Origin of the sequence: Bifidobacterium jacchi (assembly GCF_009078285.1) — a bacterium.
GTDB lineage: Bacteria > Actinomycetota > Actinomycetes > Actinomycetales > Bifidobacteriaceae > Bifidobacterium > Bifidobacterium jacchi.
Genome location: NZ_RQSP01000002.1, coordinates 115,208 through 139,640, shown reverse-complemented (window position 1 = coordinate 139,640; position 24,433 = coordinate 115,208). Strand labels below are relative to the sequence as shown.

Here is a 24,433-nt window from a genome sequence, read left to right as displayed (position 1 = left end):
ACTCCGCGGGTTCGTTTCCGCTGAATCTTTGCAACACTATACACGGCGACCTCACCACTGCCAATCGCCGTTTTCGCTCTCGGCGTTTCATATGGCGCCATATGGCGTCACATGGCGTTGCAGCGGGCGGTTTTGGCGGTTTTGTGATGCAATTCACACGCCTTCGCCCGGCTCTTCGCCCCACGCCCTGCCAGGCGCTCTGCCACACCCCGCGCGCGGCGCTGCTTTGGCGCTACACTAAGGGCTATGAGCGATGTGACTGCGTTGAATCTTGAGCCCGGGGAGGTTGTGGGCGGCTACACGCTGATGTCGCGTCTCGGTTCCGGCGCGATGGGTTCGGTATGGCGCGTGCGCGACGATGGCGGGCAGCAGTACGCGATGAAGATACTGCGCGATTCGCTTGCCGAGGGCGAGCCGGACGATCAGCAGGTCACCGCACGCGAGCGTCTGCGTCGTGAGGCGATGGCGCTGAAGAAGGTGAATCATCCGGGCGTGTGCGCGATCGTCGACATGGAGTTGGACGATTCGCTGGCGTTCATCGTAACCGAGCTGATCGAGGGGCGCAATCTGCGCGAGGACGTGGCGGCGAACGGCCGCTATGTGGGCGATGATCTGGAGCGTCTCGCCCGCAAGCTCATCGAGGCGGTGCGGGCGGTGCATGCGGCCGGCATCGTGCATCGCGACATCAAGCCGACGAATGTGATGGTTTCGGCCTCGGGACCGGTTCTGGTGGATTTCGGCATTGCCATGGGCGAGGGCGAGAGCCATGTGACGCGTACCGGTCTGGTGATGGGCACGCCGGGCTTCATTGCGCCGGAGATCATCGAGGGAGCCGAGTCGGATGAGACGACCGATTGGTGGTCGGTCGCGTCGGTGCTCGCGTTCGCGGCGACCGGCACGCCGGTGTTCGGCACGAAGCCGATGATGGCGGTTCTGGAGCGCGCGGCGAGCGGCAACGCCCATCTGGCTGGGCTGCCTGCACGAACGATGGCCGCGTTTCGCGCCGCGCTTGATCCCGATCGACGGCGGCGCTGCTCGCCGGAGCAGCTGCTGCATGCGATCGCCGTGGATGCATTGAATCCATTTGCATGGAATGATGGCAGCGATAACGCAAACAGCGGGAATGACAACGACAACGGCGGCATTCTCGCACCGCCGATTCCGCCCAAGCCCGGCACCTCGGCGGCGCCGGCGATACCAGCTACGCCGGCGGCACCGGCGATACCAGCGAATCCAGCGAATGCAACGGCAGATGACCGCACCGGGGTGATGCGCCCTTTTGACGAACCCGACCTCGACAATCCGAGGTCGCTGTGGCGCAGCGAGCCGCGCACTGATGTTGTAGGCGATACCGTGGGCGGTGCCGCCAACGATGTTCCCGACGATGCCGTCGGCACCGTTGCGGTCAGCGCATATCCGCAAGACAGCGCCGAACCGCGAACGATCGCATATCCGGCATCCGACTTGGCGCCAGCAGCGGCGGTATCGGCAGCATCGTCGGTACCGACAGCGGTAGTGGCAGCGACGCAAACGCCGGCGTCGAGCGATGCCATCATGCCGCAGCAGACCACGATGATGTCCACACCGGCGACGGTCGCAATGCAGCCACGCGTCGCCTCGGAGGGCGGAGGGAACGTGCCCGCGTTTCTCGCCCGGCAGGCGCCCACCGAAGCAACGCTGACTCCGGCGGCACCCACCGTAGTGGCTCCCGCCCGCCAGACAGCGCCCGTCCAGCCGCCCACGCCGGCCACCCAATACGCACCGCCGCAGCATGCGCCAACCCAGTACGCGCCCGACCAATACGAACCAAGCCAATACGCGCCCAACCCATACGCGCCGCATCCGGTTGACGCCGCCCGCGCGCGCATACGGCACGGCGGCGTGGCACCGACGTTGCTGGCATCGCTGCCAATCGCCGCATTGGCCTCAAATATGCCGATCATTGCACTGATCATCGCGACCATGCTGGTCTGGGTGCTGAGTGCGGTGGGCTATGGCGTCGAGCCGCAGTTGAGGCGTGAATGGCGGCGTGGCGGCGGTCGCAAGGCATCGGATCTGCTGTTGTCGTTGGGATCGCTGCCATTGCGGCTGGCTCGCGCGCTTGGTCAGGCGGCAGCGCGAGGCGTGCTGATGGCCGGTTTGATGACGCTGATCATCATTCTCGCAACACTGTTGGCCGGTTTGCCGACTACGAATGCGACGGTTGGCGGCATGGCGATTCCGCTGCCCGCCGGTTCGCCGTCGTCGGGATGCGGCATTGGCTGTGCGATAGGCTGCGGCGTGGGCTGGCTGGCCGCGATGCTGCTGTTTCCGCCGTCCGCGGCACAGTTCGGCATGGGTGCGCTGCGCACCGGGGCATCGCTTGATGCGCCGCGCACCGCGCAGCCGTTGGACGCGACCGGCGGGGCGCATCTGTCGATACGCGACATCGCGATGCTGATCGTGTGGGCGGCGGTGATGATCGCCGGCATCACGATGGCGGCGACCGGCAACGGCATCGACTGGCAGCCGCTGATGTGATCCGAATGACAGACGGAGTGAATTCACTCAAAAGTAAGCTCGGTGCGAACTGAAATACCGCGTTCTCCGCTATCATTGCGAAAACGTAGACAGTAAGGGAAAAGGAACGAATTCGATGGCATCAAACAAGAACAACCCCAACCGCAACACGCGCGCCACGCGCAGGGCGGCGGAAGAGGCCGCCGCCAAGGCCGCGGCGGAACAGGCAGCGAGGGAACGCAAACAGCAGACGATCATCGGCGCAGTCGTGGTCGCCATTGTCGTGGCGCTGGTGGCGGTCATCGGCGTGACGATCTGGAGGTCCGTCAGCCAGAGCATCAAGGATGCGAACACCACCGCCGAGGACGCCTACGCGCAGGTCCAGGCCGTGAAGACCAAGCCGACGCGCGCCGACGACAAGGGCGGCGTGCTCATGTCGAAGGACGGCTACGGCAAGAAGGTGGACAACGTTCCGACCATCGGCGTCTACATGGACTTCATGTGCCCCGGATGCGGCAATCTGAACCGTTCGCTCGACGCCACGCTCATCAAGATGATGAATGCCGGGCAGATCAATCTCGATCTGCATTTCCTCTCGTTCATGGATGGGCAGTCCACCGACGAATACTCCAGCCGTGCAGCCGGTGCCGCGTTGTACATCGCCGATCATGACGACGATCCGAACCATCTGCTCGACTTCGTCACCAACCTGTACAAGGAGGACTTCCAGCCGGCCGAGGGCAGCGACTACAAGTCGGTCAGCGACGACAAGCTCAAGGAGCAGGCCGTCAAGGCCGGCGTGAGCGAGGACGTCGCCAGCAAGGCGTTCGGCCGCGAGTACCAGGACTGGCTCAACGCGATCAACGACTACGTGCCGCGTCGCACCGAGCTGCTCAACACCTCGGGCTCGTACAAGGGCGCCTTCACCACGCCGACCGTGGTCATCAACGGCACGCGTTGGGATATGAACCAGCTGGCCACCACCAAGCAGACCATCCCCGACGGCTTCCTGGAGTCGATCGGTCTTGATTCCGCCAACGTGGGCGTGGCTGGCAAGCTGCCGTCGATCGGAGCCGACAAGGAGCCGATTTCGCTGATGACCGGCGAGTGAGCCGTCTCGCCGGCGATTCGCAGGGATTCGCTGGCGACTCGCTTGCATCGCGCACTGGGATTCGATGGATTCGACGGGATCTGTCGGCGATTCGCAGCCGCATAGCAGAAAACAGGCATACCAGCACACACGGGAATTGACCATTCGCGATGTGCTGGTATGCTTGTTTCGTTCCTGTGCGCGGTGTCAGCCGTGCGCGAACACGCCTCCTTAGCTCAGATGGCCAGAGCGGCCGCCTTGTAAGCGGCAGGTCGTCGGTTCGATCCCGACAGGAGGCTCGAAGTACGAGGATTAGGTTATACTGGTGCTAACCTAAAGGCCGGGGCTACGAGTGCCCCGCAATAATTGAACGTAACATGTGTAAGTGAAGTCCAGGAGCCTTCCCCCAATTTCTCGGCTTCTGGCAGGTGGGCAGAGCATACCCCAACCGAAGCTCTGCCAAGGGGGCGGGAACATCCCCTTCTCTCCCGCCCCCTTTCTCTTTCTTTTATATTTTATATGATGTGCGTATGGCGTGCTATCTCGGCTAGGATTTACGATGCGCTTATAGTGCATGGTCAGGTTACGCGCACCGACGCGCAGTGATCGCGCGCATTTGTGGGGAAATGGGTCACGCTAGGCGATTCTGTCTACCGCAGGCGCAAAGTACCGATACAATGCAAGCCGTAGAACACCCGTAGAACCACCCGTAGAACCGGCATCGATACCCAGAAAAGAGGCCGCCTATGGCTCGCCGCCGTTGGACACCGCAACGATTCGTCACGCTGCGACGCATCCGAGTCGCTGCGTGCGCGGCCGCGCTGGTGGTCGCCTCCAGCGCCACATTCGCGTTCACCGCACGAAAGACCGTGGCGTTGAGCATCAACGGCGAAACACGGACGGTTTCGACCTACGCGATGTCGGTTGATCGACTGCTGGAGGAACAGCACGTCAACGTGCGCAGCCACGATCTGGTGCAATCCACATCCGGCGGTCAGCTCACCAATCATGCGGTCGTCACCGTGCGCAGCGCATACCAGACCACGATCGTGATCGACGGCACCGAAGTACCGTTCTGGACGGTCGCCACCAGCGCCGACCAGCTGCTCGGCTTCTTCAACGCCAACGAGCATGACGCGGCAAAGATCACCGTGGACATCGGCAACGTGTACAACCGACTCACCGGCGGCCTTGTCATCAATGCGAACGGACCGGTCACCGTCATCGCCGACGGCAAAAGCTCGGTGGTGGATAACGGCAAACTGCCCGCAGCATCGATTCTCGACGCAAAGGGCATCACGCTCGGCAAAGAGGATCGCGTCGGCGTCGAAAAGGACGGCTCGAAGACGATACTGCGCGTGCAGCGCATCACCCACGGTCAGGAGACGCGGACGGTAACGATCGCGCACGGCACGCAGACCATCATCGACCCGTCGCTCAAGCCCGGCGAATCGGTGATTCGGCAGGAAGGGCGCGACGGCGTGAAGACGCAGGTGTACAACGTCACCTACGCCGACGGCAAGGCTGAGAGCGAAACGCTCGCATCCGAAACGGTCACCACGATGGCGTTGGATACGATCGTGGCGGTGGGCCCTGAGCAGGTCGCCGATCCCGACGATACCGACGACGGCGGCAGCGGCGGCAACAATGGCGCAAACAGCGGCGATGGCGGCTCCACCGACAGCGGCGATCAGGGCGGCGATCAGGGCGGCAACTCGAATAGCGCCGACAACGGCAGCGCCAATTCCGGAGGGAATGCCGCGAACGGAGGCGACGACCAAGCGAACGGCTCGAATTCCGGCAACTCCGGTACCGGCAACTCAGGTACCGGCAGCGAAACCAAGCCGGGCAATGGGTCGAACGGATCATCCGGCACGACGCAAAAGCCCAACAACAACTCCGGCACCAGCAATGGCGGCAATAGTGGCGGCAACGGCGGCAACGGCAGCAACGGCAACTCTGGAAACGGCAACAATACCGGCAATTCAGGGAATACCGGGAATTCAGGAAACGGCAACTCGGGCGGCAACTCCAACAGCGGAAACAGCGGCTCATCGGCATCCGGCCGACTCTGGCACGCAACCGTCGCCCAAGCCAAAGCCTATGCGGCCGGCGCTGCGGCACAGCGCGGCTGGACCGGCGACGACTGGGATAAGCTCGTCAAATTGTGGACGCGAGAATCGCAATGGCTGTGGTATGCGGAAAACCCATACTCGGGCGCATACGGCATACCGCAGTCGCTTCCCGGTGACAAAATGGCGCAATTCGGCGCAAATTGGCGTGACGATGCAGCCGTGCAGATCGACTGGGGGCTGTGGTACATCGCACAGCGCTACGGAAGCCCGTCGAAGGCATGGGCGCATTCCGAGGCGGTCGGATGGTACTGATCGGCGGACGCGCGCAACGCCGCAATCCAGACAGCAAACAGACGGCAACCAGATAGCAGACAGCCACACAGCAGCACACGGTGAATCATGAACGACAGCCAACAACCCACGATCAGGCACACGCAATCCACAGATGCCTCACAACCAGCCGAGCAGCCGACCGAGCATTTGCTGGGCGCGGCCGACATTCGCCGCATCGCCGCGGATGCCGGCATCACACCCACCAAGAAATTCGGGCAGAATTTCGTGATCGACCCGGGAACCGTGCGCCGAATCGTGCGGGAAGCCGACGTGCACGCCGACACGCATGTGATGGAGGTCGGGCCGGGTCTCGGCTCGCTGACGTTGGCGATTCTGGAGACCGGAGCGACGATGACCGCCGTCGAAATCGACCCCCTGCTAGCCGAACGACTGCCGCGCACCGTCGCCGAATTCATGCCGACCGCAGCCGGACGACTCACCGTCGTCAATCGCGACGCGCTCACCGCAAGGCCGGACAATACGCCGGGCTTCGACGACGGAGAGCCGTTCACGCTGGTCGCGAACCTGCCGTATAACGTGGCGACACCGATCATTCTGACCCTGCTGGAGCGTTTCGACAACCTGCAATCGTTCCTCGTCATGGTGCAGAAGGAGGTCGCCGACCGTCTCGCCGCGGAGCCGGGCAGCAAGATCTATGGCACGCCAAGCGTCAAGCTCGCCTGGTACGGGCGGGCGAAGCGAATCGGCAACATCGGTCGCAACGTATTCTGGCCCGCGCCGAACGTGGATTCCGCACTCGTGCGATTCGACCGGTACACGCCGCAGGAGCAGCTTGACGTGAGCGGCGGCGCGGATCGCGAGACCACGTTCCGACTCATCGATGCCGCATTCAGCCAGCGGCGCAAAACCCTGCATGCGGCGCTTCGTCGCGCGACGCCGCCGACCCCGGCCGTGTCCGAAGCAGCGTTTGCGCAGGCGCATATCGATCCGACCCGGCGTGGCGAAACGCTGCGCGTCACCGAATTCGCCGCGCTGGCCGCCGCGATCGGCGGGCAGACCGCGGCGGGGCAGACCGCGGAAAACGCGCCCTCAGCAAACGGCTCCGCAGCAAACGGGAAGGAGGCATGATGACCGCATCACTCATCTCGGCAGGCGCGATCATGGCTGATGCAACCGCAGCGCCCAGCACAGCGCCCAGCAGTACAGCAACCACCACAGCCGCGCCAAACGCGACGGCGGCGATCCCCGTCAGCGTGTCGGTGAACGTCCCAGCGAAAACCAATCTCACGCTGCACGTCGGCCACAAGCGCGCCGAATGGGGCGGGCGGCACGAGCTCGACACCACCTATTGCGCACTCGGCGTGTACGACACGATCACCGTTGCGACAAAGGCCCCCGGCTCCGGCTTCTCGCTCGATCTCACCGGCGCGCATTTGGGCAATCTCGCGTCGTCGGGCAGCGACATGCGGCGCAATCACGCGGTGTTGGCGCTGTTTGCGCTGGCCGAGGAGTGCGGCCGCGAACCGGATGTGAGCATTCGCATCGACAAGCGCATTCCGGTCGCTGCCGGCTTGGCGGGCGGCTCCGCGGATGCCGCCGGTACGCTGCTCGCCGTCAATACGCTGTGGGGACTGAACTGGCCGGTGTCGCGGCTGGCGCGCATCGCGGCGTCGTTGGGCGCGGACATGCCGTTCTGCCTGACCGGCGGCTACGCGCATGGCACGGGATTCGGCGAACGGATCGAGTCGCTGGAGCCCGGTTGCGAGCGCGAACGCGCGTTGCGAGCAGCCGGCTGGCATGGTCGGGCGCTGATCGGCGCGTATTCGGCGGAATTGAGCACACCGAAGGTATACGCGCGATTCGATGAGATCGGCGCGGGTGATGGTGATGATAATCATTTGCAGCGGGCTGCCGTGGATCTGCATCCGCGCAGCGGCGAGGCCATTGCCGTGGCCCGCATGGCCGGCGCGTCGCATGCGTTCGTTTCGGGGTCCGGCCCGTCGGTGGTGGCGTTTGCCCCGAACGCGGCGGTCGCGCGGCGGATTGCGCAGGATTGGTCGGCTCGGCGGGCGGTGGATCGCATCATCATGACGGATGCGCCGGCGTACCCGTCCATTCATGTGACGCAGCAGACGGACGTGGCCTAGCGCCGCGTCCGTGCCCGTCTAGGCGGGCACGGACTGTCCAGGCGGGCGCAGCGTGGGTGGTCACGGACCGCCCGGGCAGGCGGTCACGCTGTGACGATAGTGTTGATGCACAATCGTACAATCGACCGGGTTGGCTCGGCGGATCGAATTTCGATAAGGGACTGCTATGACGAATCGATACGATGAACGACAGGCGCGGCGGGCCTACGTGGCGCGGCGTCAGCGCACGGTGCTCGCATTGGCATGCGCGCTGCTGGTTGTGGCCTTCATCATCGCGCTGATGTTCTACAGTCACCTGTTCGGGCTCGGGCGGGCCAATACCGCCGCAGAGCAGCCGAACTACGGGCAGACCGTGCCTTGCGCGCCAAAGGACAAGAACGGCAATCCGGCGAAGTACGTGGATGTGAAGACCATCAACGTGCGCGTGCTCAACGGCACCGATCATGTCGGTTTCGCCAAGGCCGTGGCCGCAGCGCTGCAGAATCGCGAATTCCCCAATCCGCAGACCGGCAACTATGCTCCGGTCGACAGCAAAGGCAACGAGATCGACGCGCAGACGAGCCGTACGACGATCTATTTCGGCAAGAACACGATCAGTGAGGCGTATACGCTCAACGAGCAGTTCACCGATGCGGTCATGGTCATGGATGATCGCACCGACAAGCTCATCGACGTGGTGCTCGGCGATTCGTTCGACGATCTGCGCGACAAGAAGCAGGTGGCGGCGACCGGATCGAACATCAACAGCTTCGAGGGCTGCGTGGCCGCCGATTCGATGAAGAACCTGCCGAAGGCGATCGCGCATACCGAAGTCAAGTAGGAACAGTCAAGTAGGAACTGAACGCACGGAAGCAAATACCAGGCAAATAAAATTTTGGCGGAATTCCAACGTTTTTGAGGAATCACTCCACTAAAACGCAGTTACGAAGCAAATAAAACCACCCGAAAATCACCCGAGCGGATGCACTCGCCCCGCGCGATCGCGCCCCCGCGTCCAGGAAACCAGCGCGCCCGGCATCAGCCGCAATCAGCCGCGCCGACCAACCCAGCTGGACCGGCACCACCGCCACCGACCACAGCCACGCGACGCAAAAACAGGCCGATTTTTCATCGCGTGGCTGCGCATAAAACAGCACGAAGCCACGTAACCGGTCACACACATCCAAATCACCCTATTTCACAGCCACGCGACGAATTGTGACCGATCACAAACGATCGCGTGGCTGACACCACAGCCACGCGACGCAAAAACAGGGCGATTTTTCATCGCGTGGCTGTAAACGCAGGTCGGCAATCCAGCATCAGCCCAGCATCAACGCAACTGAGGCATATAACGTGAACGCGCGACCGGCATGCCGCATCAGCAACCCGCGTGCAACCCGCGTACGCCCGCGTGCAACCCGCGTACACCCGCGTGCAACCCGAGAACGGTGCCGCACGGTATCCGCGACGCACAGATGCCCCTCCCGCAAGCACAACACCGATCAGGCGGATCCCGGCATACCTGCGTGCCGCATCGCATCAAACCAAACCTTGCCATTATCTGAATATAATCTGATAATTTCCGCTGCAAATACAGATAATAAGAGGGCAGTTATCCACATATCCACATTTTTCGGCAGGTCGGATGCGAGCGGAAGATCGATACGCTATGGTCGGCACATGGATACCACAATCAATGCATTAGAACAATACCCGACCATCGCCCAGCCCGACAATACCCACGGCAATGCGCATGCACCCACCTTGTATGAAACGCTGGCGCAGCAGCGGCAGCAAATGATGGAACGCTGCTCGCGACTGGCAGCCAACAGCAATGAGCAGGTCGCGTTCTGCATGACCACGGCACTCGCGCTGCTGGAGATACCGCCACCATCGTGCCCGACGATCAGCAACGACGTGCTTCATACCGTATCGACGACAACCAATGACCGCATCGGCCGATACGACGGCGGCGTCCAACCCCATGTCTGGAGGTTCGCGAGCGACGATCCTCAGGCATTCGTCCAAATCAACCGGTCGATTCTGGCGCTGCACCCATCGCATGTCTGGGCGCAGATGTCAGCGCAACTGTCATTGGAAGAGCTCATCGTTCTGGGGGATGCGATCGTCGCCAACGCCAAGCGACGCTATGTGTATCGACCGCTGACGAAATACGTCAGACGAATCAGCGGTTTCAACGGGCGGCGCAGATGTCTCAAGGCGTTGACCTACATGCGGTCACGCGTAGGTTCGCCGATGGAATCACGGCTGCGCATATCCATCAATCGGCATGGGGTGCCCTTGCCGGCAACAGGCTACGAGGTTCCTGGTGAATTCTTCGATTCCGGCGTTCCAATGACTTTGGACATCGCCTGGCCGCAATACAAGGTCGCCATCGAATATGACGGCGATCACCACCGCACCGACAAGCAGCAATGGAGGCGCGATCAGTACAAGCGGGAACGAATTCGCTCACGCGGATGGATCGTCATCATCGCAACCGCCGGCAACCTCGGATCGGAAAGCAGACAAGCCGAATTCGCGTTCCTCGTGGCACGTTATCTGATGCAGCGAGGAGCACAATTCACGTTCTTTCCGTGCGCGCAGGATTTGAAATGACGCGAAGTGACGCGCCCATCGCATGCATGCGCGCGCTACGTGCGGTCATGCACAGCCCCGGCGCAGACGTCTCAAGGCGTTGACCTATGCGCGCACCTCCGCAACACGCACCGCACGCGCACCCCGCAACCCGCAACCCGCAACCCGCGCCGCAACCGCAACCGCTTATGCGGCCTGCTGCGCGGCGTACCAGGAGGTGAGCTCGGCGACGGCGGTATCGTGATCGACCGGACCGTTGTCAAGTCGATAATCGAGCATGTGCCGGTACGCGCGGCCGACCATCGGCCCGGGCTCCAAGCCAAGCAGCGCCATGATCTCGTTGCCGTCGAGATCGGGGCGAATCGCGTCGAAGTCCTCCTTCTCCTTGAGCTCGCGCACGCGCTGCTCCATCTCGTCCATCGCCGAGGCGAAGACCGCGGCCTTGCGCTTGTTCTGCGTGGTCGCATCGGCGCGCGTCAGACGGTTCAGACGCTCGTACAGATGCCCGGAATCCTTGACATAGCGCCGCACAGCCGAATCGGTCCACGGCTCGTCCACATAGCCGTGGAACCGCAGATGCAGGTTGACCAGTTCGCTGACATCCTCGACCACATGATGATCGAATCGCAGCGCCTTGAGCCGCTTGCGCGTCATCTTCGCACCGACCGCATCATGATGATGGAAGCTCACCTTGCCGCCCGCCTCGAACTTGCGCGTGCGCGGCTTGCCGACATCATGCATGAGCGCGGCCAGACGCAGCGTCAGGTCGGGACGCGGCACCGGACCGTCGTCACCGGTCTCCAATGCGACCGCCCGATCAAGCACGATCATCGTATGTTCGAACACGTCCTTATGACGGTGGTATTCGTCGATCTCCAGCTCAAGCGCCGGAATCTCGGGCAGCACGATGCGCGCCAGCCCGGATTCGACCAGCGCCTCGACCCCGGCGCGCGGACGGTCCGACAGCAGCATCTTGGTCAGCTCGTCGCGCACGCGCTCGGCGGAAACGATCTCGATGCGGTCCACCATGTCGGACAACGCCTCGGCGGTCTCGGGCGCAATGCTGAAGCCAAGCTGCGCCACGAAACGCACCGCGCGCATCATGCGCAGCGGGTCGTCGTCGAAGGACTGGCGAGGATCGACCGGCGTGCGCAACACGCCTTTGGCGAGATCGTTCGCGCCGCCGAATGGGTCCACGAACTCAAGATCCGGCACGCGAAGCGCCATCGCGTTGACGGTGAAGTCACGCCGCGAAAGATCGCCTTCCAGACTGTCGCCGTAGTTGACCTCCGGCTTGCGTGAATCGGGATCATAGGTGTCCGAACGGTACGTGGTCACCTCGACCTTGACCTCGGTGCCGTCCGGCCGACGACGCATCGCGCCGAGCGTGCCGAACTTGCGGCCCATGTCCCAGAATCCGTCGTGGCCCCATCGGCGAAGAATCGGCTCGAACTGCTCAGGACGCGCCGATGAGCAGAAATCCAAATCATGAGACTGACGGTGAAGGAGCAGATCGCGTACCGGCCCCCCTACCAACGCGAGCTCATAACCCTCAGCGGCGAACATCCGCCCCAATTCGATGGCCTCAGGCCAGACTGCAAAACTCACTCATACCCTTTCACAACACCTAATTCCATGTATGCAATACAGCATACCGTTACCCCACCTGCACAAGAGTTGAGTAAGGTGGAATACATGATTACGCCAGCGGACCTTGCACGCATGCTCCTCCATGCGTCGAACAAGCATGCCCTGGACCCGTTGGCGCCCGATGAACTCATGTATTCCACCGGAGGCCCGCAACCGGCGAACCGCGGCGTCATCCCGTCAGCCGAGCAACCCGAGGAGGCGCTGCCGCCCGGCACCCCCACGCCCGCGATGATGCCGCGTCGACGAGCCTCCGACACGCCATCCACCTTCGCTTCGCTGGACGCGCAGGAGCTTCCAGTGGTCCGCGAATACTCCGCCGGTGGTCTGATCTTCGACGAGCATGGGCGAGTGGCCATCATCGCACGTCATTCGCGCAGCGGACATCTCGAATGGTGCCTGCCGAAGGGGCACATCGAAAAGGGCGAGACACCGCAGCAGACCGCCGTTCGCGAGGTCCACGAGGAGACCGGCATTCTCGGCGAGGTGGTCGAGTCGATCGCCACGATCGACTATTGGTTCACCGGAACCAGCCAGCGTGTCCATAAACTCGTGCATCATTTCGCTTTGCGGCGAATCGGCGGCGAGCTGACCGTCGAAGGCGATCCCGACCACGAGGCCGAGGAGGCGATCTGGGTCGATTTCAACGATCTGGACGACGTTCTCAGCTATCCGAACGAACGCAAGATCGCATGGTTGTATGCGAGGAAACTGAATAGGCAGGCATGACGTGAACCCATCCGAAACACGAGGCGACGGCGGCGGCCGCGGCAGCGCCATCGGCGATGGCTCGGGCCGCCGGTTCCGCATGGCGCGTCGAATCCGGGCGCTTCTGCTCGCCTTATTCAGTTCGCTCATTGCGATTATGCTGTGCATGGCACCAACTGGCGCAGTCGGCCGTTGGGCATCGCCGATCATGTCGATGCTGGGATCGCAGGTCGCCTCGGCCGACGAATCCGACGAATCCGATGGCAGCGACGGCACCGGAACCAACGGGGCCGGCGAAACCTCCGGTTCCGATGACACGGCGGCAAAACGCACCGTCACCATCAGCATCGACAGCGCCACGCCGGTGGTCAGCGACACCTCCGGATACCGCATCAAGGCAACGGTGACGAACAATGGCAAGACGACGCTGCCGCGCGGCACGCTTCGCCTGTACACCAACATCTACTATGCATTCGTGTCGCGATCCGACATTCAGCAGTGGGCGCAGGGCGAGGTGCCGATTGCCGTGCCCAATCAGCTTGGGTCGACCACGGTTTCGGCGCTGCCTGCGCAAACCGGCACGAGCGTGACGATCAGCGTCTCCTCGAAGAACGATCTGCTCAAATCGATCGTGACGTGGGGGCCGAAACCGCTGCTGCTGGAATACGTAGCGGACGGTGGCAGCGGCAGCGGCGACGATGGCGGCGACGGGACGAATGACGGCACGACCGGCAATCCGGCCCCTGATCCCAACGCAGCCGCACCCAACACTGGTGCGCCCAACGCAGCCGCACCCAACGGCGACGGCGCGAATCCCGTCACCGCCCTCGCCCATACGTTCCTGACGCGATCGTCCGCCGGCCTGACCACGATGAATACGCCGGCGCTCAACATCACCGTCGCGATGCCGCTGACCAGCGATTCGTGGACCGTCGATCAGAACGCCCTCACCCAACTGGTCTCCGGCAACAGCAGCAATCCCGACGATGTGGTCGGACTGGGCGATCATGCCAAGCTGGACAGCGCCATCGACCGTCTGATCGACCGTCATAGCGCATTGCAGGTCATCGCCGATCCCACCTATCTGAGCGCACTGAGCGCAGCCAGTACCAGCGGCGACAACAGCAACAGCAACACCCCCGCCAACAACAGCGGCACATCCGATGCAAACCAGCAGAGCGACCAAAACAGCCAAAACGGCACCAGCAGCCAATCCGACGACGCGAAGCAGCAATCCGCCGCGCAGTCGGCCGCACAATCCGCCGCATTGCCGCGCGTGAGCGGCATCATGCAGCCGGCGAACTTCGACATCACCACCTACGCGGCCAGCGACATGGCCGGACGGTTCGTCAAAGCGGGCGTCTCCTCCAACGACTGGTCGTCCGACTCCGCGCTCACCGAATATCGCAACGCACTCGGCGACACGGACGCGCAAACCGGCGCGTATGCGTGGCAGGGAGCGCAGGATTGGACGTTGGACGCACTCACCGAGGCGCGGCGGCAGGGCTACAGTACGGTGATCGCCGCGCATGACTTCGACACCAGCGACGATTCCACCGTGCACACCGGCAAGATCGTGGTTCCGACCGATGCCGGCGATGTGACCGTGCTCGCCGAGCAGCGCGAGCTGAGTCAGCTGGCTCAGGGAAACGCCACCGCAAAAACCGCCGACGCCGAGAACAGCGCGGGCGGGCGTCTCGCGCGCTTCATGGCGCAAAGCGCGTTCTATCAGATGGAGCAGCCGTATCTGCAGCGCAATCTGCTCGTCTGCTTCGACGTGGACACCACGCCGGACGACGCCGAGGCTCTGATGAACGCCATCGAACAGGCGACATGGCTCGACACCACCGATCTCAAGACTCTGCTCGCCGAAAAGCCGTCGCTCACCGCGAATGCGGCATTGCAGATCGTGCCGGAGGAATCGCAGCTGAGCGACGATCAGCGCGAAACGCTGCGCTCCACGCTGAGTTCGCTTGCCGGCAGCCTGAAGGACATCCGTCGATTCTCCACGTCGATTCTGGCCGATGCGACGGTCGATGGCGGCGATTCCAGCGCAAACCACGGCACCGGCGACAACGCCAACGGCACCAGCAACAACGCCAACAGCGCCAACAGCAACGCGCAGAACCCGCCGCCGAACCAATCAATGAAGCAGGCGGCTTCGCAATGGACGAGCCAGCTGTTCGAAGCGCACCACACCTTCGCCATGCACGCGCTGTCCGGCACGACGGCGACCATGCGGACCATGCAATCCGGCGCGCGCACGCTTTGCGACAAGCTGCTCGGCGCGGTGGCGATCACACCGTCCGAATCAATCAACGTGGTCACCGAAACCGCGAAGATGCCGGTGACGGTCAGCAACGCGCTCCCCTTCCCCGTGCATGTGGAGGTGTCGTCGCAGACCGATTCGATGGAGATCGTCACGTCGCGCATCAACGAAGCGGTCGTGCCTCCGGGCGGCGAAACGCAGATCACGTTCGACATTCGCGTCACGACATCGGGCAGAACCACGGCCACGCTCGCCTTGCTGGATCGTGACGGCGAATCGTTCGGCGCGACCCGCTCCACCACCATTGCCAGCTCACTGCAGATCAGCGACATGAGCGGCTATTTCATCATCGTGTTCGCCATCGCGCTGGGCGCGCTCGGCCTGTGGCGGCAGTTCCACCGCGTAAAGGATCCCGACGAATGAGTTCTTCAGGTTCTTCAGGTTCTTCCGGCTCTTCCAGTTCTTCCAGCTCTTCAGTAGGCCGCAATTCGCTGATCATGGCCGCTGGAACGGCTGCGTCGCGCGTCACCGGGCAGGTGCGCACGATTCTGCTCGCGGCGGCTCTTGGCACCACGGGTCTGGCCGCCAACGCCTATCAGGCGGGCGCGATGATTCCGCAGGCGGTGTTCGCGCTCATTTCCGGCGGCATCTTCAACGCGGTGCTCGTGCCGCAGATCGTGCGCACGCTCAAGGAGCATGATGCCGAGGATCGGCTCAACAAGCTGATCACGCTGGTGATTCTCTCGCTGCTGGGCATCACGTTGCTCATGGCCGTGGCCACGCCGCTGCTCACCACACTGTATGTCGACGGCGACGCGAACATGACCGCGTTGACGAACGCATTCACGCTGTGGTGCATACCGCAGGTGTTCTTCTACGGTCTGTACACGCTGCTCGGCCAGATTCTGGCCGCCAAGGACCATTTCGGCATGTACGCGTGGAGTTCGGTGGGCGCGAATATCATCAGCTGCGCCGGCTTCACCGCGTTCATTCTGCTGTTCGGCAAGGCGAACGAGCAACCGCTTGATTTCTGGACGCCTGACAAGATCACGCTGACCGCCGGCACGTGGACGCTGGGCGTGGCGTTTCAGGCGCTGATTCTGTTTCTGCCGCTTATGCGCTGCGGCATCCGCTACCGTTTTCGGCTTGGTATCAGCGGCATCGGATTGCGGTCGATGGGATCGGTGGCCGGCTGGAGCATCGGTTTGGTGATCATCGATCAGCTGGCGAACATCATCGCCACGCGCATCACCACCAGCGCTCCGGATCGCGCATTCGCGGCGTTCGGCATCGATCAGTCGCTGGTGGCCGGCAACGCCACCTACCAGAACGCCCTCACCTTGTATCTGCTGCCGTATTCGCTGATCGCCGTATCGGTGGCGACGGCGCTGTTTCCGCGTATTTCCGCCGCGATCGCCGACCATGACCTCGATAGTGCGCGCACAGTGCTCAACCAGTCGCTGCGCAATCTGTTTGTCATCATGACCTTCTTCTCGGTCGCATTCGTGGTGATGCCGGTGCCGATCACGCTCGCATTGCTGCCTTCGGTCAGCGTGCACGAAGCCGTGCTCATCTCCGGTCCGCTGATGGCCCAGGGCATTTCACTGCCGCTGGCGAGTGCGTATCTGGTCATTCAGCGCACGTTCTACGCTTTTGAGGATGGCCGCAACCCGTTCCGGTTCACACTGCTGTATGACACGGTACATGTCGGTTTTCTGGTGGCGGCGATCAGGTTCGCGTCACCGACGGATTGGGTGATGCTGTTCGGCGCTTCGGGCACGATCGGCTATCTGGTGGGATTCCCGATGCTGGTGATTCTGATTCGTCGTCGGTTTGATGGACATCTGGGATTGCGCCGGCTTGCCGTGTCGTGCGGCAAGGCGTTGGCGGCTGCCGTCGCGGCGCTGGTGGTCGGTCTGGCCGTGCGCCCGATCATCTACCGCATGCTTGGCATTCTCACCGATGGCGGCAATGGCATGATGGGATGGCTGCAATCCGTTCTGGCCTGCATACTGCTGACGATCGTTCTGGCTGGCGTGTACGTAGGCGTACTGTGGGCGTTGCGTTCGTATGAGCTGATGGTGGTGATCCGTATGGTTCGCCAGCGGCTTGGTCGCGGCGAGAAGACGGTCGACAATCCGGTGGAGACTGCGCCCGATGCGGGAGACGCAGCCGACGTTCTTGCAGCAGCCGACAGCGTATCCGAGCCAGGCGAGCAATCGCAGCGGACCATGCCGCGAGTCATCAGTTCGCAGCCGGAGCTGACGGAACGCGCTCCGGTGCTGTCCGAGCTTCCGCTGCTGCCGACCGCACCGGAATCGGCTGCGCGTCTGGGCCGTACCGTCGCCTCGCGTGGCGCCGAAGCGCTGGGATTGACCGCCACCGCACATTCGCTTGCGCTGTCGCTCCCCCAGTCTGCTGCACAAGCGGCCACGCAAGCTGCACAAGCGGCTGCGCAGTCGGCCGCGAAACAGGCGGCGCAGGCGGCGGTTTCGGCCATGCCCATCGTTAGAATGACAGACGCATCGCATCCTTCGGAACCGGCGCAATCGCCGATTCTACAACCATCGTCGCTTCCGCAGCAGCAGCCGCGGTCGGCGGCGAAATCACAGCTGCAGCCGCTGCCGCAACAACCGCTGCCCCAGCAGCAAAAGCCGCAGACAGCGCCACAAGCACAACCGAATCCACAACCAATTCAGCCACAACCACAGCACCACGGAGTCGAAACCATGAAGCCTCAGCTGGGAGATACCGTCATCAACCGTTACACGCTTGTGTCACCGTTGCGCGCAACCCCCGGATTGGAGGCGTGGAAGGCGAACGATCGCGTGCTGTCGCGCGACTGCCAGCTGTTCATCATCAAGGATGTGAGCGTTGCGGCGAAGATCAGCTCGACCGCATCCGCGCTGGCCTTGTCGCGCGATGCCCGCTTCACGCAGGTTCTGCAGCTCCAGCACGCGGCAGGCGTGGAGATCGTGGTCACCCAGCTCGATGCCGGTCTGTCGCTTTCCCAGTATTTCAAGGGTGCCGCGGGGCGCACGCTCAGCTTCGACGCGATGCGCTCCATTCTCGGCGAGACGCATGACGCGGTGGTTCACCTGTTCGGCGAGGGGCTGCGCCACGACGAGCTGAATGCCGATACGGTGCGCATCAGCGTCGCCGGCGTGCAGCTTGCGGATGCGGTGCTTGATCCGATGCTTGACGACGTGGTGGCTCAGGCCGTGGCGCGTTGCGGCGGCCAGGATTTTGCGACGCTGTCGCCCGAGGAGATCACGATTCGCCAGCTGGCCGCCCTGCTGTATGCGATGATCACGCGCGAGCCCGTGACCGGTGACACCAAGTTTGATCTGAGTCGTCTCGATGATGTTCCGGCCGATCTGCGCGTGATCTGCAAGCGTGGCCTAGGCTTGCGCCGCGACGAATCCGACACGGACATCCCCATGACATCGCTGGTGGAGTTCACGGCGCTGCTCGGCTCGTGGACGCCGCTGAACCAACTGCATGAGCATGACATCGCGCTTCCTGGCGTCGCCGGGGAATGCTCCATCGCCTCGGTCGCGCTGCGTCAGACCGATCCGAACAATGTTCACGAAGTGCCCAGCAGCGTGGTCACGGCCGCTGATGTTCCGGTGATCGGGTTCAACGACATCGATCTTGCGGATGCCGCGCTTGCCGGGGGTACCGGGAGTGCCGGGGGTGCCGGCTCGCGCGCTGGGGCAGGTGTCGGCGGTGCTGCCGGTGCTGCGGCGGGCGCTGGGATTGCCGGTGCCGCTTTGCGCGGCATCGATCCGGAGGCGACGCTGGCCGGCTCGCAGATGCTGTCCGGGCTGGCATCCGGCGGCACGCTCAAGTCGTGGCGCGGCGGCAAGAATCGCATTGATGCGGCGATCAAGCCGCATACCGGTGCCGGTGATGTCGCCGATGCCGGTTTGGCGAAGCTCGGCTCAGGTGAGTTCGGCTCGGATGCCGGCAAGAACGGCTACTCCCCGTATCCGGGCTTTGAACAGACGCAGATCGGGCATTATTTCGACGAAACCGATTCGTCGACCGGCGACCTGTTCGCCGCATTCGACACCGGTTCCCACCAGATCGCCGGACCGAATACGTCAACGATCGCACTTGACGTGTCGTCGGTGCGCGGATCGAACGCAATACCGTCGAGTTTCCCGCCCGCAGCCGCCGGTTTTGCCGGCGCAGTCGGTGCCGGAGCAGTCGGTGCCGGCGCTGCGGCGAGTGGAGCGGGCAGCGTACCGAATACGGGTGCATCGCCGAGGTCGGCGCGTTCGGTATTCTCCAACGGCGGCAATGCGGGCAACGGCGGCAATGCCGATGCCCGCGCCGCCCATCAGCAGGCGGGTTCGGGCGTGATTCCAGCAACCAACGCCGCAGTCAGTGCAGCCGCCAATGCGAACCATGCGACCAACGCTGCCAACGCTTCAGCCAGCCAACCTCATCCGCAGGCCGAGCAGACGCAGATCATTCCGCCGATCCTCGATGCGGAGACCGCGCAGCCGATTCCGCCCAGCTTCACACCGAACAGCAGCACGCCAAGCCGCACCAAGGTGTTTGAAGAGGACGAAATCGTCGCCAACGAGCCGCTGTTCGGCAAGATGCCCACCAAGATCATCGCCGTGGTGATCGGTCTGGTGGTCATCATCGGCGCCGGATTCCTCGCTGTGCGCGGTCTCAACGGCGAAATCCCCGGATTCGGCATCGGCGGCAATTCTGAAAACAAGGAGTGGCCGAGCGAGGATCTCAACAACGTGCCGTTCGGCAGCGGCACCGCCAAGGATTCCGTCGCCGAACAGCAGGCCGAGCAGCAGGCCAAGGAGGATGCGGCGAAGAAGCAGGCCGCCGAATCCGACAAGAACGCCGAAAAGACGCCCGATCCGAAGCATGACAACACCACACCACTGCAGATAGCCAGCCAGAGCTTCCAGACGAATCCGGGCGGTCAGCAGGGCTACGCCTACTACATTCGCCTTGCGAGGTCCGAGGAGGCGTATCGACTGGTCGTCAAGATCACCACGTCGGGCGGCAAGGCCTATGTGCGCACGAACACGACCGGCGACCCGACCAAGGGCGACGAGGTGGCGCAGTTCACGTTCAAGGAGGGCGGCACCACCGAGGTCAAGTTCGACAAGGTTTCCAAGACGCAGGACATCATCATCTGGGTGCCGATCGACAGTCTGCCGAACAACCAGCTGTATATTCAGTCGGTGCAGGTGTTCTGACCAAACCATCATCGCGGGGAGCATAGCATGGCTGATCGCAAACTGATTCTTGATCTCGATACCGGCATCGACGACGCGCTGGCGATCGCCTATGCGCTGGGCAGCGCCGCCGCGCCGAACGATGCCGACAGCATGTCCGACGATTCCGGCAGCGCCGCTGCGCCAAGCGATGCCGCCGACCTGATCGCCATCACCGGCACATTCGGCAATGTTGCGGTGCCGCTGGGCGTGCGCAATTCGCTGGCCGTGCTGCATGCGTTCGGTCGCGACGACGTGCCCGTGTATCCGGGCGTCGATCACCCGTGGGCCTACGATGCCGCCAAGTTCGGCCCGTGGACTCCCTCCGCTGGGTCGGTCGCCGTGCACGGAGAGAACGGCTTGGGTGGCGCCGAGCTGCCTGATTCGCCGCGCGCTGCCGAACCAGCCGGTTCTGCTGTGGATTTCCTGATTGACGCGATGCGCTCGTATGGGGACCGGCTCACGATCGTGCCGACCGGTTCGCTGACCACGATTGCGACCGTGCTGCGCAAGGCTCCCGATGTGATCGATTCGGGTGCGCACATCACGTTGATGGGTGGCGCGCTGACGGTGCCTGGCAATGTGTCGCCTGGTGCCGAAGCGAACATCAGCCAAGACCCTGAAGCTGCTGACTACGTGTTCCGCTGCGGGGCGCGCACCACGATGATCGGATTGGACGTGACGCATCGCACCGCGCTGACGCGTTCCGGTACTGCCCAGTGGCGTGCGTTGCACACCGCCGCCGGCGATTTTCTTGCTGACATGACCGATTACTACATCGACTATTATCTGGCTCATCAGCCCGAGGTGAAGGGCTGCGGATTGCATGATCCGCTTGCCGTTGCTGCCGCGCTCGACCCGACGCTGGTGACTACGCTGGGCGTGAACCTCAAGGTCGATCTCGATGGCGCATTCCGTGGTCGCACGATCGGCGATCGCGCTCGGCTCACCGATCCGGTGACGACGACGCGGGTTGCTGTCAGGGTGAATGTCGAGCGGTTCCTTGATCGATTCATGACGCGCATCACCGCGCTTGCTGCCAAGCACTGACGGGGTTTGGTGGCTACTGGTCGGTGGCTGTGGGCGAAATCTCGCGGTTTGGCGGCGTACCCGATACAGTGGTGTCATGACTGATTTGAATCTTCTCAAACTCAATGCTGGCGGCAACAGCGGTGCCCTGTCGCTGGGGGCGACTGGCATTGCGCTGCACGCCGATTCGGCTGCGCATGATGGCTCGGCGACTTCTGCTGCCGTTTCCGCAATTGCTCATCATACGGACGAAACTGTTCACGATGTGATCATTATTGGTTCCGGTCCTGCTGGGTACACGGCGGCGATCTATTTGGCGCGCGCCGGCTACAAGCCGCTGATGCTCGCCGGTGCGCTCACGCCTGGCGGGCAGCTGGTGAACACCACTGAAGTCGAGAATTTCCCCGGTTTTCCTGATGGCATTATGGGCCCGGCATTGATGGATGCGATGCGCGAGCAGGCGGAGAAGTTCGGCACGCAGATCGAATATGACGATGTCACGTCGGTTGATTTTTCCGACGCTGCGGTCAAGACGCTGACGACCGATGGCGGTGAAACATATCGCGCGCGTGCTGTTGTTGTGACGACCGGCTCGTCGTTCCGTAAGCTTGGTGTGCCCGGCGAGCAGGAGTTCTCCGGTAATGGTGTTTCCTATTGCGCCACCTGCGATGGCTTCTTCTTCCGCGACAAACCGATTGTGGTCGTCGGCGGTGGCGACAGTGCTTTCGAGGAGGCACTGTTCCTTGCTCGCTTCGGCTCATCGGTGACGCTGATTCATCGTCGTGACTCGTTCCGCGCGTCGCAGATCATGGTGGAACGCGCGAAGGAGAACAGCAAGATTCGTCTGCTCACGAATGCGGTTGTTGATGAGATTCACGGCGATGATTCTGGCGTTACGTCGATCACCGTGCGCGATACGGTTTCCGGTGCAACGAGCGCGTTGGATGTCAATGGCGTATTCGTGGCGATCGGACACACGCCAGTCACCGAGTTTCTTGGTGGAGCGTTGACATTGGATTCGCATGGCTACATCGTGGTTGACGGCGCTTCGACGCGAACATCGGTCGCCGGAGTGTTCGCCGCTGGTGATGTGGTTGATGACACGTACCGTCAGGCGATCAGCGCCGCCGGCATGGGCTGCCGCGCCGCCCTCGACGCCCAGGCCTGGCTAACCGGCGATCATGCCTGATCGTGGCTGATCTGTTGCTGATCGGCGCTTCGCGTCGCATTGCGTCCGCATATCATGGCGTAGCATAGCACAAAACCACAGTCACTACATCGATTGCGGCAATGGCAGGTTGGTTGCCAATCAGCAACCATCCGCCATTGCCGCATGCTGTTTATTCTGCACTGTTACTTTCGTTTCCTGCATTCCTTATCTATCCACACTGGCATTGGATGGACATTTTCAGCAGCCATACCGTATCCTGATTTACGGCTACCTTATCTCTGGGAATTTTTGTCATCATTATGATGTATATTCCTCCCTATGAGTAATCCGATTCCCCAACGCACCATGGATGACGCCAATGAGCTTATCACTAAGCTCCGCGAGAGCATGACCCGACGCCAACTGGCCGAGTCTCTTGGTCTGTCCACCTCCACGGTGGAGCGCTGGGAGTCGGGTAAGGCGCAGTGCAAACCTGCGTATATTCCCGCACTGAAAGAGCTGTACTACGGTACCACGCATGAGACCGGCACGGACTTCCGAACCATCGACCTTTTCGCGGGCATCGGCGGTATTCGTCGAGGCTTCGCAGCAGCCGGTGGCCATGCTGTGTTCTCCTCGGAGTGGAACGAGTTTTCCACACGCACTTATAGGACCAACTACGGATTCGCCGAGAACATGGCCGGTGACATCACACAGGTTGATGCGGACGATATCCCCGCCTGTGACGTTGTACTAGCCGGATTCCCATGCCAGCCGTTCAGCCTAGCTGGCGTATCTAAGAAACGCAGCCTCGGACGCGAGACCGGGTTCCGCGACAAGACACAGGGCACGCTGTTCTTCGACGTAGCGCGTATCATTGCCGCCAAAAGACCAGCCGCGTTCCTTTTGGAGAATGTGAAGAACCTCACCAGCCATGACCGGGGCCGTACCTTCAAGGTCATTCTTGATGCATTGCAGAACGAGCTCGGATACGAGGTGCACTGGAAGGTCGTGGACGGCCAGCACTTTGTCCCCCAGCATCGTGAGCGTATTTACATCGTCGGATTCCGTTCCAAAACCGCCTTCACATGGGACGACCTGAAGTTCCCCGACCACCATCCGGTGCTCGCCGACATCCTCCACAAAACCGACGGCACCGAGCCTTATCTTCCGTGGGACGGCGACAAGTATTTCGACTTCGAGCACCAGAAGGTACAGGACAAGTACACGCTCTCCCCACGCCTGTGGCAGTATCTGCAGGACTATAAGAAGAAACACGAAGCACTAGGGCACGGTTTCGGATATGGCCTAGTTACTCCAGACATGGTTTCGCGCACCCTGTCTGCTCGTTATCACAAAGATGGCAGCGAGATTCTTGTCGCTCAGGGTGATGAACGCCCCCGCAGACTTACCCCACGAGAATGTGCCCGTCTCATGGGTTATCCAGACGATTTTCGTATACCTGTGTCGGATACGCAGGCTTACCGGCAGTTCGGCAATAGCGTGGTTGTGCCAGCCATTGCGGAGGTAGCGCGCATCATGCGCCCACACATTCTCAAGGTTATGGCTGAAGGCGATCAAGGCATGCTCCCGGATGATTCAGTGTCTGTGGACGAGATTCAGAAGGTTCGGCAACTCGCCATCGCCGGGGCTGGAACTGACTGATTTTGTTGCTGCCCTGCTCTGGCTCAAT

The 24,433-nt window shown here is 62.5% G+C and carries 14 protein-coding genes and 1 tRNA gene; 14 read left to right on the top strand and 1 reads right to left on the bottom strand.

Going from position 1 to position 24,433, the window contains the following annotated elements; all coding sequences use genetic code 11:
• The first annotated feature begins 246 nt into the window (after nt 1–246).
• The 8 genes from EHS19_RS01130 (at nt 247) to EHS19_RS01095 (ending at nt 10,706) form a co-directional block, all read left to right on the top strand.
• Nucleotides 247–2,520, top strand: a complete 2,274-nt coding sequence (locus EHS19_RS01130; protein ID WP_151915946.1) for a serine/threonine-protein kinase — start codon at nt 247–249, stop codon at nt 2,518–2,520.
• 115 nt (nt 2,521–2,635) lie between these two features.
• Complete coding sequence (locus EHS19_RS01125) at nt 2,636–3,610, top strand: DsbA family protein (RefSeq protein ID WP_151915945.1); 975 nt, start codon at nt 2,636–2,638, stop codon at nt 3,608–3,610.
• A 204-nt stretch (nt 3,611–3,814) separates the two neighbouring features.
• Nucleotides 3,815–3,888 (top strand) — tRNA-Thr (locus EHS19_RS01120).
• Between the two features lie 447 nt (nt 3,889–4,335).
• Nucleotides 4,336–5,976 carry an aggregation-promoting factor C-terminal-like domain-containing protein gene (locus EHS19_RS01115; protein WP_151915944.1) on the top strand — a complete coding sequence of 547 codons (1,641 nt, stop codon included), beginning with the start codon at nt 4,336–4,338 and terminating at the stop codon, nt 5,974–5,976.
• Between the two features lie 87 nt (nt 5,977–6,063).
• Nucleotides 6,064–7,086 (top strand): 16S rRNA (adenine(1518)-N(6)/adenine(1519)-N(6))-dimethyltransferase RsmA, encoded by a 1,023-nt coding sequence (gene rsmA, locus EHS19_RS01110; protein ID WP_151915943.1) that lies wholly within the window; start codon nt 6,064–6,066, stop codon nt 7,084–7,086.
• A gap of 32 nt (nt 7,087–7,118) precedes the next feature.
• Nucleotides 7,119–8,105 carry a 4-(cytidine 5'-diphospho)-2-C-methyl-D-erythritol kinase gene (locus EHS19_RS01105; protein WP_151915966.1) on the top strand — a complete coding sequence of 329 codons (987 nt, stop codon included), beginning with the start codon at nt 7,119–7,121 and terminating at the stop codon, nt 8,103–8,105.
• 166 nt (nt 8,106–8,271) lie between these two features.
• Nucleotides 8,272–8,925: a LytR C-terminal domain-containing protein gene (locus EHS19_RS01100; protein WP_151915942.1), complete on the top strand. Its 654-nt coding sequence runs from the start codon at nt 8,272–8,274 to the stop codon at nt 8,923–8,925.
• An 842-nt stretch (nt 8,926–9,767) separates the two neighbouring features.
• Nucleotides 9,768–10,706: a hypothetical protein gene (locus EHS19_RS01095; RefSeq protein WP_206666298.1), complete on the top strand. Its 939-nt coding sequence runs from the start codon at nt 9,768–9,770 to the stop codon at nt 10,704–10,706.
• 165 nt (nt 10,707–10,871) lie between these two features.
• Here the strand turns inward: EHS19_RS01095 and EHS19_RS01090 are convergent, their stop codons facing one another.
• Nucleotides 10,872–12,293: a CCA tRNA nucleotidyltransferase gene (locus tag EHS19_RS01090; protein ID WP_151915940.1), complete on the bottom strand. Its 1,422-nt coding sequence runs from the start codon at nt 12,291–12,293 to the stop codon at nt 10,872–10,874.
• Between the two features lie 87 nt (nt 12,294–12,380).
• Here EHS19_RS01090 and EHS19_RS01085 point away from each other — a divergent pair, with 87 nt between their 5' ends.
• The 6 genes from EHS19_RS01085 to dcm all read left to right on the top strand — a co-directional run bounded on the left by EHS19_RS01085 (nt 12,381) and on the right by dcm (nt 24,405).
• Nucleotides 12,381–13,061 carry an NUDIX hydrolase gene (locus EHS19_RS01085; RefSeq protein WP_175578225.1) on the top strand — a complete coding sequence of 227 codons (681 nt, stop codon included), beginning with the start codon at nt 12,381–12,383 and terminating at the stop codon, nt 13,059–13,061.
• Between the two features lies 1 nt (nt 13,062).
• Entirely contained in the window at nt 13,063–15,732 is a 2,670-nt protein-coding gene (locus tag EHS19_RS01080) for a DUF6049 family protein (protein ID WP_151915939.1), read from the top strand.
• On the top strand, nt 15,729–20,543 hold the full coding sequence (locus tag EHS19_RS10975; RefSeq protein ID WP_241676997.1) for a murein biosynthesis integral membrane protein MurJ: 4,815 nt from the start codon (nt 15,729–15,731) through the stop codon (nt 20,541–20,543). Before EHS19_RS01080 ends, EHS19_RS10975 begins: the two co-directional genes overlap by 4 nt.
• Before the next feature lie 27 nt (nt 20,544–20,570).
• A complete protein-coding gene (locus EHS19_RS01070) occupies nt 20,571–21,611 on the top strand; it encodes a nucleoside hydrolase (RefSeq protein WP_151915938.1) in 1,041 nt (346 codons plus the stop codon).
• Nucleotides 21,612–21,687: 76 nt separating this feature from the next.
• A complete protein-coding gene (gene trxB / locus EHS19_RS01065) occupies nt 21,688–22,779 on the top strand; it encodes a thioredoxin-disulfide reductase (RefSeq protein WP_151915937.1) in 1,092 nt (363 codons plus the stop codon).
• Between the two features lie 327 nt (nt 22,780–23,106).
• Entirely contained in the window at nt 23,107–24,405 is a 1,299-nt protein-coding gene (gene dcm, locus EHS19_RS01060; protein ID WP_241676996.1) for a DNA (cytosine-5-)-methyltransferase, read from the top strand.
• The last annotated feature ends 28 nt before the right edge of the window (nt 24,406–24,433 follow it).

Coding starts and splice junctions, on each gene's coding strand:
- EHS19_RS01085 (WP_175578225.1), top strand. CDS start 12,381: ATGATTACGCCAGCGGACCTTGCACGCATGCTCCTCCATGCGTCGAAC.
- trxB (WP_151915937.1), top strand. CDS start 21,688: ATGACTGATTTGAATCTTCTCAAACTCAATGCTGGCGGCAACAGCGGT.
- EHS19_RS01105 (WP_151915966.1), top strand. CDS start 7,119: ATGGCTGATGCAACCGCAGCGCCCAGCACAGCGCCCAGCAGTACAGCA.
- EHS19_RS01095 (WP_206666298.1), top strand. CDS start 9,768: ATGGATACCACAATCAATGCATTAGAACAATACCCGACCATCGCCCAG.
- EHS19_RS01125 (WP_151915945.1), top strand. CDS start 2,636: ATGGCATCAAACAAGAACAACCCCAACCGCAACACGCGCGCCACGCGC.
- EHS19_RS01115 (WP_151915944.1), top strand. CDS start 4,336: ATGGCTCGCCGCCGTTGGACACCGCAACGATTCGTCACGCTGCGACGC.
- EHS19_RS01100 (WP_151915942.1), top strand. CDS start 8,272: ATGACGAATCGATACGATGAACGACAGGCGCGGCGGGCCTACGTGGCG.
- rsmA (WP_151915943.1), top strand. CDS start 6,064: ATGAACGACAGCCAACAACCCACGATCAGGCACACGCAATCCACAGAT.
- EHS19_RS01130 (WP_151915946.1), top strand. CDS start 247: ATGAGCGATGTGACTGCGTTGAATCTTGAGCCCGGGGAGGTTGTGGGC.
- EHS19_RS10975 (WP_241676997.1), top strand. CDS start 15,729: ATGAGTTCTTCAGGTTCTTCAGGTTCTTCCGGCTCTTCCAGTTCTTCC.
- dcm (WP_241676996.1), top strand. CDS start 23,107: ATGGATGACGCCAATGAGCTTATCACTAAGCTCCGCGAGAGCATGACC.
- EHS19_RS01070 (WP_151915938.1), top strand. CDS start 20,571: ATGGCTGATCGCAAACTGATTCTTGATCTCGATACCGGCATCGACGAC.